Annotated in this window: 26 protein-coding genes; 18 read left to right on the top strand and 8 right to left on the bottom strand. The window is 60.6% G+C overall.

Annotated elements, in window-relative coordinates; all coding sequences use genetic code 11:
- Positions 1-6: 6 nt before the first annotated feature.
- The 15 genes from rplX (at position 7) to rplQ (ending at position 9,027) form a co-directional block, all read left to right on the top strand.
- Positions 7-315 carry a 50S ribosomal protein L24 gene (gene rplX, locus OIU37_RS10290; RefSeq protein ID WP_003547559.1) on the top strand — a complete coding sequence of 103 codons (309 nt, stop codon included), beginning with the start codon at positions 7-9 and terminating at the stop codon, positions 313-315.
- On the top strand, positions 308-865 hold the full coding sequence (rplE, locus tag OIU37_RS10285; RefSeq protein ID WP_003573788.1) for a 50S ribosomal protein L5: 558 nt from the start codon (positions 308-310) through the stop codon (positions 863-865). Before rplX ends, rplE begins: the two co-directional genes overlap by 8 nt.
- A gap of 32 nt (positions 866-897) precedes the next feature.
- Positions 898-1,203 (top strand): 30S ribosomal protein S14, encoded by a 306-nt coding sequence (rpsN, locus tag OIU37_RS10280; RefSeq protein WP_003547561.1) that lies wholly within the window; start codon positions 898-900, stop codon positions 1,201-1,203.
- Between the two features lie 12 nt (positions 1,204-1,215).
- Positions 1,216-1,614, top strand: coding sequence for a 30S ribosomal protein S8 (rpsH, locus tag OIU37_RS10275; protein ID WP_003547562.1), 399 nt, complete (start codon positions 1,216-1,218; stop codon positions 1,612-1,614).
- 42 nt (positions 1,615-1,656) lie between these two features.
- Positions 1,657-2,190, top strand: coding sequence for a 50S ribosomal protein L6 (gene rplF, locus OIU37_RS10270; protein WP_168313200.1), 534 nt, complete (start codon positions 1,657-1,659; stop codon positions 2,188-2,190).
- A gap of 12 nt (positions 2,191-2,202) precedes the next feature.
- Complete coding sequence (gene rplR, locus OIU37_RS10265) at positions 2,203-2,565, top strand: 50S ribosomal protein L18 (RefSeq protein ID WP_018241643.1); 363 nt, start codon at positions 2,203-2,205, stop codon at positions 2,563-2,565.
- A gap of 131 nt (positions 2,566-2,696) precedes the next feature.
- Complete coding sequence (rpsE, locus tag OIU37_RS10260) at positions 2,697-3,266, top strand: 30S ribosomal protein S5 (RefSeq protein ID WP_017963908.1); 570 nt, start codon at positions 2,697-2,699, stop codon at positions 3,264-3,266.
- 14 nt (positions 3,267-3,280) lie between these two features.
- Positions 3,281-3,490: a 50S ribosomal protein L30 gene (gene rpmD / locus OIU37_RS10255; protein ID WP_003547566.1), complete on the top strand. Its 210-nt coding sequence runs from the start codon at positions 3,281-3,283 to the stop codon at positions 3,488-3,490.
- Positions 3,491-3,506: 16 nt separating this feature from the next.
- On the top strand, positions 3,507-3,983 hold the full coding sequence (gene rplO / locus OIU37_RS10250; RefSeq protein WP_003547567.1) for a 50S ribosomal protein L15: 477 nt from the start codon (positions 3,507-3,509) through the stop codon (positions 3,981-3,983).
- Between the two features lie 234 nt (positions 3,984-4,217).
- Positions 4,218-5,558 (top strand): preprotein translocase subunit SecY, encoded by a 1,341-nt coding sequence (gene secY, locus OIU37_RS10245; RefSeq protein WP_264257482.1) that lies wholly within the window; start codon positions 4,218-4,220, stop codon positions 5,556-5,558.
- The gene (locus tag OIU37_RS10240; RefSeq protein ID WP_027668956.1) at positions 5,555-6,205 is read left to right on the top strand and encodes an adenylate kinase; all 651 of its coding nucleotides are present in this window, start codon (positions 5,555-5,557) and stop codon (positions 6,203-6,205) included. Before secY ends, OIU37_RS10240 begins: the two co-directional genes overlap by 4 nt.
- Before the next feature lie 222 nt (positions 6,206-6,427).
- Positions 6,428-6,796 carry a 30S ribosomal protein S13 gene (gene rpsM / locus OIU37_RS10235; RefSeq protein ID WP_003573772.1) on the top strand — a complete coding sequence of 123 codons (369 nt, stop codon included), beginning with the start codon at positions 6,428-6,430 and terminating at the stop codon, positions 6,794-6,796.
- 133 nt (positions 6,797-6,929) lie between these two features.
- On the top strand, positions 6,930-7,319 hold the full coding sequence (gene rpsK / locus OIU37_RS10230) for a 30S ribosomal protein S11 (protein WP_003547577.1): 390 nt from the start codon (positions 6,930-6,932) through the stop codon (positions 7,317-7,319).
- Between the two features lie 97 nt (positions 7,320-7,416).
- A complete protein-coding gene (locus OIU37_RS10225) occupies positions 7,417-8,427 on the top strand; it encodes a DNA-directed RNA polymerase subunit alpha (protein ID WP_003547579.1) in 1,011 nt (336 codons plus the stop codon).
- A gap of 177 nt (positions 8,428-8,604) precedes the next feature.
- Positions 8,605-9,027, top strand: a complete 423-nt coding sequence (rplQ, locus tag OIU37_RS10220; RefSeq protein ID WP_003558556.1) for a 50S ribosomal protein L17 — start codon at positions 8,605-8,607, stop codon at positions 9,025-9,027.
- 179 nt (positions 9,028-9,206) lie between these two features.
- Here the strand turns inward: rplQ and msrQ are convergent, their stop codons facing one another.
- Positions 9,207-9,863 (bottom strand): protein-methionine-sulfoxide reductase heme-binding subunit MsrQ, encoded by a 657-nt coding sequence (msrQ, locus tag OIU37_RS10215; protein ID WP_264257481.1) that lies wholly within the window; start codon positions 9,861-9,863, stop codon positions 9,207-9,209.
- The gene (gene msrP, locus OIU37_RS10210; RefSeq protein ID WP_171600839.1) at positions 9,863-10,810 is read right to left on the bottom strand and encodes a protein-methionine-sulfoxide reductase catalytic subunit MsrP; all 948 of its coding nucleotides are present in this window, start codon (positions 10,808-10,810) and stop codon (positions 9,863-9,865) included. The genes msrQ and msrP overlap by 1 nt, the downstream gene beginning before the upstream one ends.
- A 335-nt stretch (positions 10,811-11,145) precedes the next feature.
- On the opposite strand from msrP, the gene ilvD reads away from it, so the two are divergent.
- Positions 11,146-12,984 carry a dihydroxy-acid dehydratase gene (gene ilvD / locus OIU37_RS10205; protein WP_065279617.1) on the top strand — a complete coding sequence of 613 codons (1,839 nt, stop codon included), beginning with the start codon at positions 11,146-11,148 and terminating at the stop codon, positions 12,982-12,984.
- A 58-nt stretch (positions 12,985-13,042) separates the two neighbouring features.
- On the opposite strand, the gene OIU37_RS10200 is transcribed toward ilvD, so the two are convergent.
- Entirely contained in the window at positions 13,043-13,396 is a 354-nt protein-coding gene (locus tag OIU37_RS10200; RefSeq protein ID WP_264257480.1) for a lysozyme inhibitor LprI family protein, read from the bottom strand.
- Positions 13,397-13,419: 23 nt separating this feature from the next.
- Positions 13,420-13,800, bottom strand: a complete 381-nt coding sequence (locus OIU37_RS10195) for a YkvA family protein (RefSeq protein WP_168317720.1) — start codon at positions 13,798-13,800, stop codon at positions 13,420-13,422.
- A gap of 256 nt (positions 13,801-14,056) precedes the next feature.
- Here OIU37_RS10195 and OIU37_RS10190 point away from each other — a divergent pair, with 256 nt between their 5' ends.
- Positions 14,057-15,460 carry a DegQ family serine endoprotease gene (locus tag OIU37_RS10190; RefSeq protein WP_264257479.1) on the top strand — a complete coding sequence of 468 codons (1,404 nt, stop codon included), beginning with the start codon at positions 14,057-14,059 and terminating at the stop codon, positions 15,458-15,460.
- Positions 15,457-16,773 carry a replication-associated recombination protein A gene (locus tag OIU37_RS10185; RefSeq protein ID WP_264257478.1) on the top strand — a complete coding sequence of 439 codons (1,317 nt, stop codon included), beginning with the start codon at positions 15,457-15,459 and terminating at the stop codon, positions 16,771-16,773. The genes OIU37_RS10190 and OIU37_RS10185 overlap by 4 nt, the downstream gene beginning before the upstream one ends.
- A 13-nt stretch (positions 16,774-16,786) precedes the next feature.
- On the opposite strand, the gene OIU37_RS10180 is transcribed toward OIU37_RS10185, so the two are convergent.
- From OIU37_RS10180 to dapA, 4 genes are all read right to left on the bottom strand, one after another.
- The gene (locus OIU37_RS10180; RefSeq protein ID WP_003547605.1) at positions 16,787-17,098 is read right to left on the bottom strand and encodes a DUF1883 domain-containing protein; all 312 of its coding nucleotides are present in this window, start codon (positions 17,096-17,098) and stop codon (positions 16,787-16,789) included.
- Between the two features lie 132 nt (positions 17,099-17,230).
- Positions 17,231-17,491, bottom strand: coding sequence for a hypothetical protein (locus OIU37_RS10175; protein WP_264257477.1), 261 nt, complete (start codon positions 17,489-17,491; stop codon positions 17,231-17,233).
- A 26-nt stretch (positions 17,492-17,517) separates the two neighbouring features.
- A complete protein-coding gene (locus OIU37_RS10170) occupies positions 17,518-17,700 on the bottom strand; it encodes a hypothetical protein (protein ID WP_180697433.1) in 183 nt (60 codons plus the stop codon).
- A gap of 121 nt (positions 17,701-17,821) precedes the next feature.
- A complete protein-coding gene (gene dapA, locus OIU37_RS10165; RefSeq protein WP_180697431.1) occupies positions 17,822-18,742 on the bottom strand; it encodes a 4-hydroxy-tetrahydrodipicolinate synthase in 921 nt (306 codons plus the stop codon).
- Between the last annotated feature and the right edge of the window lie 99 nt (positions 18,743-18,841).

Raw genomic sequence — 18,841 nt, 5'->3', positions numbered from 1 at the left:
GAAGCGATGCAGAAGATTCGTAAGGGCGACAAGGTCGTCATGCTCGCTGGCAAGGACAAGGGCCGTACCGGCGAAGTTGTCCAGGTCATGCCGAAGGAAGATCGTGCCGTTGTTCGTGGCGTCAACGTCGTCAAGCGCCACCAGCGCCAGACGCAGACCCAGGAAGCCGGCATCATCAACAAGGAAGCCCCGGTTCACCTGTCCAACGTTGCAATCATCGACAAGGACGGCAAGCCGACCCGCGTCGGTTTCAAGGTTGTTGACGGCAAGAAGGTCCGTGTGGCCAAGCGTTCTGGAGAAGTGATCGATGGCTGAGGCAAAATATGAGCCGCGGCTCAAGAAGGAATATGTCGAGCGCATCCGCAAGGCGATGCAGGAGCAGTTCTCCTACGCCAACGAGATGATGATCCCGAAGCTCGACAAGATCGTGATCAACATGGGTGTCGGCGAAGCGACCGCTGACTCGAAGAAGCCGACGGTAGCTGCCGCCGACCTCGCAGCGATCGCCGGTCAGAAGCCGGTCATCACCCGCGCACGTAACTCTATCGCAGGCTTCAAGGTCCGCGAACAGATGCCGATCGGCGCGAAGGTCACCCTGCGCGGCGCCCGCATGTACGAGTTCCTGGACCGTCTCGTGAACATCGCGCTCCCGCGCGTTCGCGACTTCCGCGGCCTGAACCCGAAAAGCTTTGACGGCCGTGGCAACTTCGCCATGGGCATCAAGGAGCACATTGTGTTCCCTGAGATCAACTACGACAAGGTTGATCAGATGTGGGGCATGGACATCATCGTTTGCACGACGGCGACGACCGACGACGAAGCACGGGCTCTTCTGAAAGAGTTCAGCTTCCCGTTCCGTCAATAACCGTAACGACGAGCGTAGAAAAGGAACCTGACATGGCGAAGACAAGCGCAGTTGAAAAGAACAAGCGCCGCCGTACTACGGTCGCTAACCAGGCCGCTAAGCGGGCTGGGTTGAAGGCGATCATCATGAACCAGGCTCTTCCGATCGAAGAGCGGTTCAAGGCCTCGATCAAGCTGGCATCCCTGCCGCGTGATGGATCGAAGACCCGTATTCGCAACCGTTGCGAAGTTTCGGGGCGTCCGCGCGCATATTACCGCAAACTGCGCATGTCGCGTATTGCGCTGCGTGAACTCGGCAATCTCGGCAAGGTGCCGGGTATCGTCAAGTCGAGCTGGTAAGGAGCAGGTTACATGACAATGACTGATCCGTTGGGCGATATGCTCACTCGCATCCGTAACGGCGCTTCCCGCCGCAAGTCGTCGGTCTCGACGCCTGCTTCGAAGCTCCGTGCACGTGTTCTCGATGTTCTGCAGTCCGAAGGCTACATCCGTGGCTACTCCGTTGTCGATTTCGGCAATGGCAAGTCGGAACTCAGCATCGAGCTGAAATATTATGAAGGCGCATCGGTGATCCGTGAGATCGGCCGTGTGTCCAAGCCGGGCCGCCGGGTTTATGTCTCGGTCAAGTCCATTCCGCAGGTCGCGAACGGTCTCGGCATCACCATCCTTTCGACTCCGAAGGGTGTGATGGCCGATCACCAGGCTCGCGAACAGAACGTTGGTGGCGAGGTTCTTTGCTCGGTCTTCTAAGATCGGGCAGGGATCTCCATAGCGAACAGACAGGATTGAAACATGTCTCGTATCGGTAAAAAGCCCGTTCAGGTGCCTGCTGGGATCACGGCTACGGTCGATGGCCAGAAGGTGACTGCAAAGGGCCCGAAGGGCGAGCTGTTTTTCGTTGCTAACGACGAAATCAGCCTCAAGCTTGAAAATAACGCCGTCGTCGTGACGCCGGTGAACCAGAGCAAGGATGCGCGCGCAAAGTGGGGCATGTCCCGCACGATGATCGAAGGCATCTTCAAGGGCGTCAAGGACGGTTTCGAGCGCAAGCTTGAAATCAACGGCGTCGGTTACCGCGCCGCCATGCAGGGCAAGAACCTGCAACTGGCCCTCGGTTTCAGCCACGACGTGATCTACGAGCCGCCGGTCGGTATCTCGATCGTTGTTCCGAAGCCGACGGAAATCGTCGTCAGCGGCATCAACAAGCAGCAGGTCGGTCAGGTTGCCGCCGAAATCCGCGAATATCGCGGTCCCGAGCCCTACAAGGGCAAGGGCGTCAAGTACGCTGACGAGCGGATCGTCCGCAAAGAAGGCAAGAAGAAGTAAGGATCACGCGAAATGGCTAGCAGGAAAGAAGCACTTGCACGTCGTGCCAACCGCGTGCGCCGTCATCTCAAGTCGGTGGCCAATGGCCGTCCGCGCCTGTCGGTTCATCGCTCCTCGAAGAACATCTACGCCCAGGTCATCGATGACGTGGCCGGCAAGACGCTTGCGTCTGCCTCCACCCTCGAGAAGGATCTGCGCGGTTCTCTGAAGACCGGTGCCGATACCGCCGCCGCTGCCGTTGTGGGCAAGCTCCTCGCAGAGCGCGCCTCCAAGGCCGGTGTTACGGAAGTCGTGTTCGACCGTGGCGCCTTCATCTATCACGGCCGCATCAAGGCTCTCGCCGAAGCGGCCCGCGAAGGCGGTCTCACCTTCTGATCAGTTTCCGGCCGGACGCCTCAAGCGCCGGCCGGATTTTCACCGGACCGCAGTCACTCTCCGAAAGGGGAGGCTGATGCGGTCCACATTTGTTTGCCGATTGCACCCGGAAAAGAAAAAGGAAGAGGACAATGGCACAGGAAAGAAGGCCGCAGCGGGACGACCGCCAGAGCCGTGAAGAGCGCGATAGCGAATTCGTCGACAAGCTTGTCGCGATCAACCGCGTCGCCAAGGTCGTCAAGGGCGGCCGTCGTTTCGGTTTCGCAGCACTCGTCGTCGTCGGCGACCAGAAGGGCCGCGTCGGCTTCGGCCATGGCAAGGCACGTGAAGTGCCGGAAGCCATCCGCAAGGCAACCGAAGCCGCCAAGCGCGAACTGATCTTCGTACCGCTGCGTGACGGCCGTACGCTGCATCACGACGTCCATGGCCGCCACGGCGCCGGCAAGGTTCTGCTGCGCTCGGCCAAGGTCGGTACCGGCATCATCGCCGGCGGCCCGATGCGCGCCGTATTCGAGACGCTCGGCATGCACGACGTCGTCGCCAAGTCGACCGGTTCGTCGAACCCCTACAACATGGTTCGCGCCACCTTCGACGCTCTGAAGCACCAGGTTCACCCGAAGGACATCGCAGCTCAGCGCGGCATCAAGTATGCAACGCTGCAGGCTCGTCGTGGCGCCTCCGGCAACGCCTCTGAAGAATAAGAGGAGTTTGACAGATGGCCAAGGCTACTAAGAAGGCTGAAGCGAAGACTGTCACGATCGAACAGATCGGCAGCCCGATTCGCCGTCCGGATGTCCAGCAGCGCACGCTGATCGGTCTCGGACTGAACAAGATGCACCGTCGCCGCACGCTGGAGGATACTCCTTCGGTTCGTGGCATGATCCGTGCTGTCCAGCATCTCGTTCGCGTCGTCGACGAGAAGTGAGACGGAGGAAACGCTCATGAAACTCAATGAAATCAAGGACAACGAAGGCTCGACCCACAGCCGCAAGCGCCTCGGCCGCGGTATTGGCTCGGGCTCGGGCAAAACAGGTGGTCGCGGCGTGAAGGGTCAGAAGTCCCGTTCGGGCGTCGCCATCAACGGCTTCGAAGGCGGCCAGATGCCGATCTATCGTCGCCTGCCGAAGCGCGGCTTCAACAACATTTTCGCTTCCGATTTTGTTGTCGTGTCGCTGGCCCGTATCCAGACGGCGATCGACGCCGGCAAGCTCGATGCCAAGACGACAGTTGACGCAGCCGCCCTCAAGGCTGCTGGTGTCATCCGCCGCGTCAAGGACGGCGTTCGCGTTCTCGCCGACGGCGAGATCAAGGCTAAGATCACCATCGTCGTTGCGGGCGCCTCCAAGCCTGCCGTCGAGAAGATCGAAAAGGCCGGCGGCACCGTGACGCTGCTTTCGGCTCCGGCTGCAGCCGAATAATAATCTGATGATATATCGCCCGGGGTGCTTCACACCGGGCGATTTTGCTCCCATATGTGGGCCTCACAAAAACTTGGCTGGCGCGCCCGCGTCATGCCGGTAAGACTCGAAAACAAGGGTGAGGCATGGGGTTGCGTTGCAATCCGTCCTGAGCCCGGTTTTGAATAATTTCATACTGATTCCGGGTCCGGCCTGTCCCCCAGAGACGCCGGAATTGGTAGCGCGGAGAAACGCATGGCTTCTGCAGCGGAACAATTGGCATCCAACCTCAATTTTTCGACCTTCGCCAAAGCCGAGGATTTGAAGAAGCGCTTGTGGTTCACACTGGCAGCTCTCCTCGTCTACCGACTCGGCACGCATATTCCGCTTCCGGGTCTCAATCCTGAAGCCTATGCCCAGGCTTTCCGCGGCCAGGCAGGCGGCATTCTCGGCCTTTTCAACATGTTTTCGGGCGGCGCCGTTGAGCGCATGGCAATCTTCGCGCTCGGCATCATGCCCTATATCTCTGCCTCGATCATCGTTCAGCTGATGACCTCGGTCGTGCCGGCGCTTGAAAACCTCAAGAAGGAAGGCGAGCAGGGCCGTAAGATCATCAATCAATATACCCGCTACGGTACCGTTATCCTCGGCGCGCTGCAGGCCTATGGCATTGCCGCCGGCCTTGAGAGCGGCCAGGGCTTGGTCGTCGATCCGGGCTGGTTCTTCCGCGTCTCCACCGTTCTGACGCTGCTCGGCGGCACGATGTTCCTGATGTGGCTCGGCGAGCAGATCACCTCGCGCGGCATCGGCAACGGCATCTCGCTGATCATCTTCGCCGGCATCGCCGCCGGCCTTCCCACAGCCCTTGCCGGAACGCTTGAACTCGGCCGCACCGGCGCGCTGTCGACCCCGCTGATCCTGCTCGTGATCATCGTCGCGATCGCCGTCATCGCCATCATCGTCTTTGTCGAGCGCGCCCAGCGCCGGCTGCTGATCCAGTATCCGAAGCGCCAGGTCGGCAACCGGATGTTCCAGGGCGATACGTCCCATCTGCCGTTGAAACTCAACACATCAGGTGTCATTCCGGCAATCTTCGCATCGTCACTGCTGCTTCTGCCGGCAACGATTGCGGGCTTTGCCAGCACCACGGCAATGCCCGCCTGGGCGACATCGATCGTCGCTGCCCTCGGTCATGGCCAGCCACTCTATATGGTGCTCTATGCGGCGCTGATCGCCTTCTTCGCCTTCTTCTATACGGCCATCGTCTTCAATCCGAAGGACACGGCTGATAATCTGAAGAAGCATGGCGGCTTCATTCCCGGCATCCGTCCGGGCGAGCGCACCGCCGAATATATCGACTACGTGCTGACCCGAATCACGGTGATCGGTGCGATCTATCTGGTCTTCGTCTGCATCCTTCCGGAGATATTGGTGTCGCAAACCGGCATTCCATTAGCCCTTGGTGGGACTTCGCTTTTGATCGTGGTTAGCGTAACTCTTGATACGGTTGCACAGATCCAGGGTCACCTGATCGCGCAGCAATACGAAGGCCTGATCAAGAAATCGAAGTTGCGTGGAGGAAAGAGGGGGCGATGAGACTTATCCTTTTGGGGCCGCCGGGCGCGGGTAAGGGAACCCAGGCCCAGCGGATCGTGGAAAAGCACGGCATTCCGCAGCTTTCCACGGGGGACATGCTGCGTGCAGCGGTTAACGCCGGCACCGATGTCGGCAAGCGCGCGAAGGCGGTCATGGACGCCGGCAAGCTCGTCTCGGATGAGATCGTTATCGCCATCGTTTCCGAGCGTATCGATCAACCCGATTGCGCCAACGGCTTCATCCTCGACGGCTTCCCCAGGACGCTCGTCCAGGCGGACGCCACCGAGGCGATGCTGAGGGCGAAGGGTCTCGATCTTTCGGTCGTCATCGAATTCCGTGTCAATGACGACGAGCTGGTTCGTCGCGTTGCCGGTCGCTACTCCTGTGCACAGTGCGGCAGCGTCTATCATGATACCGATAAGGTTCCGGCTGCCGAGGGTGTGTGCGACAAGTGCGGTTCCACCCACTTCAAGCGCCGTCCTGATGACACTCCGGAGACCATGACGGCTCGGCTACAGGTTTACTACAAGGAAACCTCACCGCTGATCGGCTATTACCATGCCAAGGGCAAACTCAAGTCCGTGGACGGGATGGCAGAGATCGATCAGGTGACCGCCGAGGTCGAAAGCATTCTTTCCAAGCTTTAAGGCTTTGAAAATAAACTTGGCGGAACGGTTGCTTTTCAGCAGTGATTCCGCTAAACACCGCGCCAACTCGCGACATTCCATGCGATCGGCGCGGATTTCCCAGGGAAGTCCGGGTGCGGTCGTTTTGACATGTTACGGACGTAAATCTGAACGGGCGGTTCTCAAGAGCCGCATAACGAAGCCCACTTGCCGGATGGCAACTGGAATGCAAGGAGAACAGGCGTGGCACGTATCGCTGGCGTCAACATCCCGACTGCGAAGCGCGTTGTTATTGCGCTGACCTACATTCACGGGATCGGTCCGAAATTCGCACAGGAAATCGTCGAAAAGGTCGGTATCCCGGCCGAACGTCGTGTGCATCAGCTGACGGACGCAGAAGTCCTTCAGATCCGCGAAGCCATCGACCGCGACTATCAGGTCGAAGGCGATCTTCGTCGCGATACCGCGATGAACATCAAGCGCCTGATGGACCTCGGCTGCTACCGCGGCCTGCGTCATCGCCGCGGCCTTCCGGTCCGCGGTCAGCGCACGCATACCAATGCCCGCACCCGCAAGGGTCCGGCAAAGGCAATCGCTGGCAAGAAGAAGTAATTTCCGGGAAACCGGGGTGGGGAGGCTGGCGGTCTGCGCCGGCCTCTTTTGAGTTTGGAGCGGGACCATATAGGCGCCGTTCCGGTGTAGCCGCTGGCATTACGGCGGTGAAGAGATCAACGAAAGGAATACCATGGCTAAGGAAGCCGTCCGCGTTCGCCGTCGCGAGCGCAAGAATATCTCGTCGGGTGTCGCTCACGTCAACTCGACCTTCAACAACACGATGATCACCATCACCGATGCGCAGGGCAATGCGATCGCTTGGTCGTCGGCTGGCGCCAAGGGCTTCAAGGGCTCGCGCAAGTCGACCCCGTTCGCTGCCCAGATCGCTGCCGAAGACTGCGCCAAGAAGGCCCAGGAGCACGGCATGAAGTCGCTGGAAGTCGAAGTCTGCGGTCCGGGTTCGGGTCGTGAATCGGCTCTGCGCGCGCTCCAGGCTGCAGGTTTCATGATCACGTCCATCCGCGACGTGACCCCGATCCCGCACAATGGCTGCCGTCCGCGCAAGAAGCGCCGCGTCTGATCATCGCTCTCGTCACCGGTGAGCGCCTCAGCGCTCCCGGTGGTTTTCAAGCTCGGTTGCCACGATTGGATGGTGGCAACGAACGGAAGGCAAACTCATGATTCAGAAGAACTGGCAGGAACTGATCAAGCCGAACAAGGTGGAGTTCTCTTCGAGCTCGCGCACCAGGGCGACGCTTGTTGCCGAACCGCTGGAGCGCGGCTTCGGCCTCACCCTCGGCAACGCGCTTCGCCGCGTTCTGCTCTCCTCGCTGCGCGGTGCTGCCGTCACGGCGGTGCAGATCGATGGCGTGCTGCATGAATTCTCCTCGATTCCGGGCGTCCGCGAAGACGTCACGGACATCGTGCTCAACATCAAGGAAATCGCCATCAAGATGGATGGCGACGACGCAAAGCGCATGGTCGTGCGTAAGCAGGGCCCGGGTGTTGTCACGGCTGGCGACATTCAGACGGTCGGCGATATCGAAATCCTCAACCCCGAGCATGTCATCTGCACGCTCGACGAGGGCGCCGAGATCCGCATGGAATTCACCGTCAACAACGGCAAGGGCTACGTTCCGGCCGAGCGCAATCGTGCGGAAGATGCTCCGATCGGTCTCATCCCGGTCGACAGCCTCTATTCGCCGGTCAAGAAGGTGTCCTACAAGGTTGAAAATACCCGCGAAGGACAGGTTCTCGACTACGACAAGCTGAACATGACCATCGAAACCGATGGCTCGATCACCGGCGAAGACGCCGTTGCTTTCGCGGCGCGCATTCTCCAGGATCAGCTTGGCGTCTTCGTCAACTTCGACGAGCCGCAGAAGGAAACCGAAGAGGAAGCAGTCACCGAACTCGCTTTCAACCCGGCTCTCCTGAAGAAGGTGGACGAACTCGAACTGTCGGTCCGTTCGGCAAACTGCCTGAAGAACGACAACATCGTCTACATCGGCGACCTCATCCAGAAGACCGAAGCAGAAATGCTCCGCACACCGAATTTTGGTCGCAAGTCGCTGAACGAAATCAAGGAAGTTCTCGCTTCCATGGGCCTGCACCTCGGCATGGAAGTGCCGGCATGGCCGCCCGAGAACATCGAAGATCTCGCCAAGCGTTACGAAGACCAGTACTGAGCGGCGTGAGGAAAAGTGTAAGGCGGTTTTCCGCCCGCACGCCGATCGCAAGAACATAACAAAAGGCAGGCTCTTTCGGCTGCCTTTCCCCGTCAAACAGCAGGCCGATCGCCTGCATGTGCCAGGAAACGGCAGGCCCACTTAGCGTAAGGGCACCTGCATTAAAGGAGAATAGCAATGCGCCATGGTAAAGCCGGCCGCAAGCTCAATAGAACTGCAAGCCACCGCAAGGCGATGTTCGCCAACATGGCGGCTTCGCTGATTACCCACGAGCAGATCGTCACGACCCTGCCGAAGGCCAAGGAAATCCGCCCGATCGTCGAGAAGCTCGTCACGCTCGGCAAGCGCGGCGACCTGCACGCTCGCCGTCAGGCGATCTCGCAGATCCGCGATGCCGCTGTCGTCTCGAAGCTGTTCGACACGATCGCAACGCGCTACGCCACCCGCAACGGCGGCTACCTGCGCATCATGAAGGCCGGCTTCCGCCAGGGCGACAATGCCGCCATGGCTGTGATCGAATTCGTTGACCGCGATGCCTATGCCAAGGGCGCTGCCGACAAGGCCCGCGTCGCTGCCGAAGAGCAGGCTGTCGCCGCTTAATCTTCCGCTCCGGCGGAAACAAAACAGCCGGGCTGCGAAGCCCGGCTGTTTTTGCTTGTACACGACAGCGCCGCGCGTCTTTTCAGACGCGCTAAGGACGCTCTATCACTTTGAATCTGCGCATAATCCTTTCCGAAAATCGATTCCGATTTTCGGGGTTATGCGCTAAACCTGCCGTCTCACGAGGCCGACGCCACTGCGCGATTGCGCGTCCGCCCTTTGCCCTTCTGCTTGTTGCGTGCGATCGGTCGGTAGGAGCGATAGAGGATCAGCGCGATGATCAGCCCGACATAGATATATTGCTCGAGATCGAGGATCTTGGTCGAGAGCGCGAAGTGCAGCGCCCCGCAGGCGGCGATGATATAGACAAGGCGGTGCAGCCAGATCCAGTTCTTGCCGAGGCGGCGGATCGAGAAATTGTTGGATGTCAGCGCCAGCGGAATGAGCATCGCAAGGGCTGCCATGCCGAACATGATGAAGGGGCGCTTCAGCACGTCGTTGATGACGGCGGGAATATCCATCGCCTGGTCGAGCACCATGTAAACGGTGAAATGCATCAGCGCGTAATAGAAGGTCAGCAGGCCAAGCGCGCGGCGATAGCGCAGATAGTTCCAGCCGAAGAGATCACGGGCAGGGGAAACGGCAAGTGTTGCGATCAGAAAACGGATCGTCCATATGCCGAGGAAGAGCTCGAAGGTTTTGACCGGATCGGCGCCGAGCTGATCGGTCGCGCCGAGATAGAAAGTCCAGGCCGCAGGCACGAGCCCGACGACATAAAGCAGCCAGACGGAGGCGGGTTGCCAGCGCTTCGGGATGGCGAGCGACAGTTCCGCCATCAGAAATTCGCCTTCAGGTCCATGCCGGCATAAAGGCTTGCCACCTCGTCGGCATAACCATTGAAGGGGAGGGTGGGGTGGCGGCTCGCGCCGAAGAAGCCGCTTTCGCCGATGCGCCGTTCGGTCGCCTGGCTCCAGCGAGGATGGTCGACCGCTGGATTGACGTTGGCGTAGAAGCCATATTCCTGCGGATTGGTGACCTGCCAGGTATTCTTCGGCTGCTGGTCGGTGAGTGTGATCCTGACGATCGACTTGATGCCCTTGAAGCCGTATTTCCACGGTACGACGAGTCGGATCGGCGCCCCGTTCTGGTTCGGCAGCGTTTCGCCATAGAGCCCGACGGCCAGCAGCGTCAGCGGATGGCGCGCCTCGTCGAGGCGCAGGCCCTCGACATAGGGCCAGTCGAGCGATTGGAAGAAACCCTTCTGCCCAGGCATCTCCTCTGGCCGCACCACGGTTTCGAAGGCGACGTATTTGGCGCTGCCGAGCGGCTCCACCTTGTCGAGCAGCGATGCCAGCGGAAAGCCGTCCCAGGGGATGACCATCGACCAGGCCTCGACGCAACGCATTCGGTAGGTGCGCTCCTCGATCGGGAATTCCTTGATCAGCGCCTCGAGGTCGAAGGTGCCTGGCTTGTTGACCATGCCGTCGACCTTGATCGTCCAGGGCAGCGGCTTGAAATCGCCGGAAAGTGCTGCGGGATCGCCCTTGTCGAGGCCGAACTCATAGAAATTATTGTAGGTCGTGACGTCCTTGATCGGCGTCGGTTTCTCGTCGACCTTGTATTTGCTCTCAACGGCGGATAGGGCCGCAGCACTCGCCTTGCCGGCGCTGTAGAGCCCCATGGCGCCAAGCGCTGCCGCGCCGAGGAATTCACGGCGGCGCACATAGATCTGGCGCGGCGTAATCTCCGATGACGCGATCTTCGGCGGGCGATAGCTTGGCATGTCGAAACCTCCTCGGCGGATATCCTGAAATATAGCCCTTAAACGAACCGCCGGCATGTCTAGATTAGTGTCTAAGCCTTGAATATTGCTGACGGGAAGCCAATTTTTTGTGTTCGGCCGTGATGGAATAGGCTGTAACAAAACGTCGCGTCGAACCGTATATGATCGATGGGTCTCATGGCGCTTCTCCCCGGCGTACCGGATTTGGGCTTCCCGGTAGTGACAGCCCCCGTCGATTGGATTAGGACAATTCCAAAAAGCAGCGTTTGCCCGGCCCGCAGGCTCCATGCCGCCCGGCTTCGCCTGATAATTCCGACACGTTGAGGAAGACACCGATGCCAGTTTACCGTTCCAGAACCACGACCCATGGCCGCAACATGGCAGGCGCCCGCGGCCTTTGGCGCGCCACAGGCATGAAGGATTCGGATTTCGGCAAGCCGATCATCGCGGTGGTGAATTCCTTCACCCAGTTCGTGCCCGGCCATGTGCACCTGAAGGACCTTGGCCAGCTCGTTGCCCGCGAGATCGAGGCGGCCGGCGGTGTTGCCAAGGAATTCAACACGATCGCCGTCGATGACGGTATCGCCATGGGTCATGACGGCATGCTTTATTCGCTGCCCTCGCGTGAGCTCATCGCCGACAGCGTCGAATACATGGTCAACGCCCATTGCGCCGACGCCATGGTCTGCATCTCCAACTGCGACAAGATCACTCCCGGAATGCTGATGGCGTCGCTGCGCCTCAATATCCCGACGGTCTTCGTCTCGGGCGGTCCGATGGAAGCCGGCAAGGTCGTAATGCACGGCAAGACGCATGCACTCGACCTCGTCGATGCCATGGTTGCCGCAGCCGATGACAAGATCAGCGACGAGGACGTCCAGACCATCGAACGCTCGGCCTGTCCGACCTGTGGTTCCTGCTCCGGCATGTTCACTGCCAATTCGATGAACTGCCTGACGGAAGCCCTCGGCCTGTCGCTGCCCGGCAACGGCTCGACGCTTGCCACCCATCTCGACCGCAAGCGCCTCTTCGTCGAGGCCGGTCATCTGATCGTCGATCTCGCCCGCCGTTATTACGAGCAGGATGACGTCAAGGCGCTGCCGCGCACCATTGCCTCCAAGCAGGCCTTCGAGAATGCCATGACGCTCGACATCGCCATGGGCGGTTCCACCAATACGGTCCTGCACATTCTTGCTGCCGCCCATGAAGGCGAGATCGATTTCACTATGGCCGATATCGACGCGCTGTCGCGCCGCGTGCCGTGCCTGTCGAAGGTCGCACCCGCCAAGAGCGATGTTCATATGGAAGACGTCCATCGCGCCGGCGGCATCATGTCGATCCTCGGCGAACTCGACAAGGGTGGCCTGCTGAACCGCGATTGCCCGACCGTCCATGCCGAGACGCTGGGCGATGCGATCGATCGCTGGGATATCACCCGCACCAACAGCGAAACCGTGCGCAACTTCTATCGTGCCGCACCCGGCGGCATCCCGACCCAGGTCGCCTTCAGCCAAGAAGCCCGTTGGGACGATCTCGACACCGATCGCGAGAACGGCGTCATCCGCTCGGTCGAGCATCCCTTCTCCAAGGATGGCGGCCTTGCCGTGCTCAAGGGCAACCTTGCGATTGACGGCTGCATCGTCAAGACCGCCGGCGTCGATGAATCGATCCTGAAGTTCTCCGGCCCCGCCCGCGTCTTCGAAAGCCAGGATTCGTCGGTCAAGGCGATCCTTGCCAACGAGGTGAAGGCCGGCGACGTTGTCGTCATCCGCTACGAAGGCCCGAAGGGCGGCCCGGGCATGCAGGAAATGCTCTATCCGACCAGCTATCTGAAGTCGAAGGGCCTCGGCAAGGCCTGCGCGCTCATCACCGACGGCCGCTTCTCCGGCGGCACCTCCGGCCTCTCGATCGGCCATGCCTCGCCGGAAGCGGCGAATGGCGGCACGATCGGCCTGGTGCGCGAAGGTGACATGATCGACATCGACATCCCCAACCGCACCATCAGCCTGCGTGTCAGCGAGACTGAACTCGCCGCCCGCCGCGCCGAACAGGACGCCAAGGGCTGGTATCCCACGGAAGTCCGCAAGCGCAACGTCACGACCGCACTCAAGGCCTATGCAGCCTTCGCAACGAGCGCCGATCGCGGTGCCGTGCGCGATCTGAACGCCCGCTGATCAGCTTCAGCCTACGACCCACCGATGAAGAGTCGGCGGCTCCACCGACCGGTCGCTTTCAAAGCGGCCGGTTGATGTTTTTATAGGTCTCGCCGAACTGCTTCAGCCGCTCGTCATAGGCAGCCTTGATACAGGCCCCATCCGCTCCGCATTCCTGCCGTTTTTTCAGCCAGGCCGTCTGTTCGTCCTGCAACGTTCCGCGCGAGCCCATCGCCAGCAGGCCCGAGAGCAGTTCGAAAGTCGTCACCATCCTCACGTCGGCGTCGTTGAGTGCGGGGTTGTCGCAGATCGCTTTTTCATCCGCCTTCAATTCTTTCGCATCGCAATCGAAGCTTGCTGCCTGTGCCAGGTTCGATGCAATGAGCAGGATCGCAAAGCCGAGGGCCGCTGTCGTCGTTCTTGTCGTGATCATTCATATGTTCCTATTGCTGCCGGTCAGGCTAGCTTCCGCAGTGCCAGAGCCAGGAAGATGATGCAGATGAGCCAGACGGCAAGGATGAAGATCAGTCCGACCCGGCTGGAGGGACGCTCGATGCGCCTTGTCGCCTCCGTACGAAGCTCGTTCATCACCTCTGTGGGAACGAGCCGGATCGCCAGCATGATACCGAGCGGCACGATGAGAAGATCGTCGAGATAGCCGAGGATGGGGATGAAATCGGGGATGAGATCGATGGGGGACAGCGCGTAGGCGGCAACGGCGCCGGCCACCGCTTTGGCATGCCACGGTACGCGGGGATCGCGGCCGGCAAGCCATAGGGCCACGATGTCACGCTTCAGTGACTTCGCCCAGTTTTTGGCTTTTGATATCAGTTGCATGGCCAATCTTCCTGAATCAAATTCACAATGACTTCAACCGGTTTCCAAGACGCCCTCTTGGCTTATTCTTCCATGCTTCCGCCCTCTTTCCTTTCTAGCGTCGGGCCGCAGAACAGGATGATTTTAGGCGGTTCGGCCTAAAATCTGAATTCTGTTCGCAATTAAATAGTTAGAGCATGATGTCGTCCGAAAACCGCTCACACTTTTCGGCATCATGCTCTAAAACGTTCCTCAAGAGGATTCAAAAGGGATACCCATGCAAGGCCTGTTCAAGCGCGCCTCCGTCTCGCTATTCGCTCTCATACTCGTTCTGCCGCTTGCTGCCCATGCGCAGACGGCAAAGACCGTACCCGAGAGCCAGATGCAGATGCAGCTCTCCTTCGCGCCGCTCGTCAAACAGACGTCAGGCGCCGTCGTCAACGTTTATGCGGAAAAGACCGTCCAGCGGCAGTCGCCCTTTGCCGGCGACCCTTTCTTCGAGCAATTTTTCGGCCAGCAGATGCCGAACCGTTCGGAGAAGCAGTCTTCGCTCGGCTCCGGCGTCATCGTCGAGGCGAACGGCACTGTCGTGACCAACAATCACGTCATCGAGGGCGCCGACGATATAAAGGTGGCGCTCTCGGACGGCCGCGAGTTCCCCTGCAAGGTGGTGCTGCGCGACGACCGTGTCGATCTTGCCGTGCTGAAGATCGACGCCAAGGAAAGCTTTCCGACATTGCCGATTGGCAATTCCGATACGGTCGAGGTCGGTGATCTCGTGCTGGCGATCGGCAATCCCTTCGGTGTTGGCCAGACGGTAACGAGCGGGATCGTCTCGGCGCTTGCCCGCAACCAGGTGATCAAGAACGAATTCGGCTTCTTCATCCAGACCGATGCCTCGATCAACCCCGGCAATTCCGGCGGCGCCTTGATGAATATGAAGGGGGAGCTGATCGGTATCAACACGGCGATCTTCTCGCGCGGCGGCGGATCGAACGGCATTGGTTTCGCCATCCCCGCCAATCTGGTCAAGGTCTTCCTCACGTCTGCCGATGCGGGCGTTAAATCTTTCGAGCGGCCCTATGTCGGCGCAAGCTTCGATGCAGTGACCTCGGAAGTGGCTGAGGCGCTGGGGCTTAACAAGGCCCGCGGCGCGCTCGTCGTCAAGGTTTCGGAAGGTGGGCCGGCCGCCAAGGCCGGGCTGAAGGCCGGCGAAATCGTCACCGCCGTCGACGGCATTTCCGTCGAGCATCCGGACGCGTTGCTCTACCGGCTGACGACGGCCGGTCTCGGCAAATCGGTCAAGCTCACCGTCATTGAGAACGGCCGCGAGGAGCAACTGCCGCTGACGCTCGACCGCGCCCCGGAGACCTCGCCCCGCGACCAGCGCACCATCGGCGGACACACGCCGTTTACCGGTGCCGTCGTCGAGAACCTGTCGCCGCGGGTCGCCGACGAACTGCGCATGCCGCCGGAATCAGCGGGTGTCGTCGTATCCGAGGTGAAAGAGGATTCGCCTGCCGCCCGTCTCGGTTTCGAACCGAAGGATATCATCGTCTCGATCAACGGCACCGACGTGAAGACGACCAGCGAACTGTCCGAAATCGCCGATAGCGACCCCGGCTTCTGGCGGGTCGAGATAGAGCGCGACGGCCAGCGCATCCGGCAATTTTTCCGATGAGCAACGATCTCTTCGCGCCGCGTGTTCCGGAGGAGGTCGCTGCCAGGCGGCCGCTTGCCGACCGGTTGCGGCCGAAGACCCTTGCCGATGTCACCGGTCAGGAACACCTGACCGGTGAAGACGGCGTGCTGAAAAGGATGATCGAAAGCGGCTCGCTCGGCTCGATGATCTTCTGGGGTCCGCCCGGCACCGGCAAGACGACGGTGGCACGGCTGCTTTCGGGCGAGGCGGACCTGGCCTTCGAGCAGATATCGGCGATTTTTTCCGGTGTCGCCGATCTGAAGAAGGTGTTCGAGACAGCCCGTTTGCGGCGTATGGACGGCCGTCAGACGCTGCTCTTCGTCGACGAGATCCATCGCTTCAACCGAGCTCAGCAGGATAGTTTCCTGCCCGTCATGGAGGATGGCACCGTCATCCTCGTCGGCGCCACCACCGAGAACCCATCCTTCGAACTCAACGCCGCTCTGCTGTCGCGTGCCCGTGTGCTCACCTTCAAGTCGCATGACGAGGAGAGCCTCGAGGAACTGCTGACGCGTGCCGAGGCGATCGAGCAGAAGCCGCTGCCGCTGACGGAGGATGCCCGGGCCAGCATGATCCGCATGGCCGACGGCGACGGCCGCGCGGTGCTGACGCTTGCCGAAGAAGTCTGGCGCGCGGCGCGCGAAGGCGAGAGCTTCGATACCGAAGGCCTGACGCGCATCGTCCAGCGCCGTGCCCCCGTCTACGACAAGGCGCAGGATGGCCACTACAATCTGATCTCGGCACTGCATAAATCCGTGCGCGGCTCGGATCCCGATGCCGCGCTCTATTATCTCGCCCGCATGTTCGATGCAGGCGAGGACCCGCTCTATCTCGGCCGGCGGCTGGTGCGCATGGCGGTGGAGGATATCGGTCTTGCCGATCCGCAGGCGCTGGTGATCTGCAACGCCGCCAAGGATGCCTATGACTATCTCGGCTCGCCGGAAGGCGAACTGGCGCTGGCCCAAGCCTGCGTCTATCTCGCCACCGCCCCGAAGTCGAATGCGGTCTACACCGCCTTCAAGGCGGCAAGCCAGGCGGCAAAGCAGAACGGCTCGTTGCTGCCGCCGAAGCATATCCTCAATGCGCCGACCAAGCTGATGAAGGGCGAAGGTTACGGTGAGGGCTATCGTTACGACCACGACGAGCCGGATGCCTTTTCCGGCCAGGATTATTTCCCGGAAAAGATGGGCCGCCAGATCTTCTATGATCCGCCGGAACGCGGCTTCGAGCGCGATATCCGCAAGCGGCTGGAATGGTGGGCAAAGCTTCGCAAGGAGCGCAATCCGCGTTGAAACCCGGCGAACCTCAGGAGGCGCGCGGTGTCTTCTGATTTGCCGGCGCGGCAATCACCTTGACGGAAGATTCCGCAAGCCCGTGATGGCCTTCCATATCGACGATGACATGCCAGTGACCGCTTTCCGGAACGGCGATCTTGATCGGCGATTTGCGTGCCACGCCGCCTATATATTTGAAGTCGAGAACCTCGGTGAACCGCTGGAAATTCGGGGCCGTCATCAGGCGGACATTGTTCACCGCATTCAACGACACCTCGATGATCGTTCCGGCGCGTTGTTCCTTGAGATCGTAATGGGTGAAGCGGAAATTCGGTTTCGGCATCGGTCTCGTGGCGTCTGAAGTCTCTGCGCCCGGATTTTACCAGAATGTGGGTTAAGGAAAAGTTGGAAACCGGCCCTTCAGCTTATGTCTTCGTACTCCCGCTGCATGAAAACAGCGGGAGTACGGCAAGTTTTAGTGGATTTTCGCGGTGCCGCGCGCAAAGGGCGCGAATTCAAGCACCATGCCTGCGGCCGCCCTATGGATATCGGCCGAGGGGCAGTTGCATTCCCCCGCGGCGAAGTGGAGGGCGGCCGCCTCATTGATGAAGAGTCCGCCGACGAGGCCATCGCGGTCGTGGACGATCCAGCGGCCGCTTCTGTCGCGGCCGACGGTGAAGCGGGAAGGCGAGGGTGCTGCAGCGGGAAGGCTGCGGCGTTGCTGTGTGTTTGCCATTGTGATGATCCTTGGGTCCTGATGGTTCAGCGGGAGATGAGGTTGAAGGTCATCTGCACCAGCCCGGCAAAGGCCATCGCTGCCGCAAGGCGGGGCGCAATGGCGGCAAAGCCGGAGAGCATCGGATGGGAGGGATCGGCAGCGAGTGCTCTAATGTGGCTGCGTTGCAGCGGGTCGCTCGCGGCACTCGGTTCAGTCAGGCGTGACATCGTTTGTCCTTTCGAAATCTCACTCAACCGCCGCTTGACGATGCGGCGTTGTCACGCCTTGGAAGATAGGCGTCTGCGGATAGGGTTTCCATTTGGCGCCAGAGAGGAAAATATAAAAATCTCATAGGGATAGCGCCTTCCTCGCGCTGCTTTCGTCAAGGAAAGGCGCAAGCGCTTCGCCGATGGCCGAACACAGGTCCGGCTCGGCGGCGACAAGCGGCAGGCGAAGCTCGGCCTTCAGCCCACGCACCAGCCGCAGTGCGTGTTTGATCCGCGCCGGATCGCCCTCCGGCCCAAGCGCTCCAATCAACGGCAGCAACCGATCCCACAGCGAATGCGCGGCCGAAAGGTTCCCGGCCCGGGCCGCCTGCTGCATCGAAGTGAAGAGCCGTGGCACCACATTGGCGCCCGACGAGATCATGCCGTCGCCGCCGGCGATGGTGAAGGCGAGCGCGGAAGGATCATGACCGGAAAAGAAGCGGAAGCGCTGCCGCAGGATAGCCGAAAGGCCGACGAAACGAGCGATGTCGCCCGTGGTGTCGCGGATGCCAAAGATTCCTGGGATGGCGGCCAGTCTGCCAAGCGTTTCCGTCGAAAGATCGCTCGCCGTCTGCGTCGGCGCATGGTCGATAATGACAGGCAGTCCGCTTGCCGCCGCCACCTGCTCGAAGTGGTGGACGATGCCTTTCTGCCCGGGCTTGGAATAATAGGGCACCGTGACGAGTGCTGCAGCAGCGCCCAGCGCTTCCGCCTCACGGGTGAGCGCGATCGTGCTCTCGGTGGAATTGGTGCCGGTGGCGGCGATGACGAAAACGCGGCCGGCCGCAGACCGGATGCTGAGGTCGATCACCTCGGCGCGCTCCTGCGGCGAAAGCGTCGGGCCTTCCCCTGTTGTCGAGCAGACGACTAGCCCGTCGACGCCGCTGAGGATCTGCCATTCCACAAGCGCCCGAAGCGTCGGCCTGTCGAGGCCGCCATGGCGAAACGGCGTGACAAGAGCGGTGATCGCGCCGCCAAGGCGCGGCATCCTCGCCGTTTCCATGGCGGTTCTCAAAGCGCGCCGAAAATGACGTAGAGTTCGACGCATGCGAGCACCACGCCAAAGACCATCAGCGCCTGGGCGGTGCGCTTCTCGCGCATC

This window comes from Rhizobium sp. BT-226 (genome assembly GCF_025847085.2).
GTDB classification, from domain to species: Bacteria; Pseudomonadota; Alphaproteobacteria; order Rhizobiales; family Rhizobiaceae; genus Rhizobium; species Rhizobium sophorae.
This window is presented reverse-complemented; position numbering and strand designations above follow the sequence as displayed.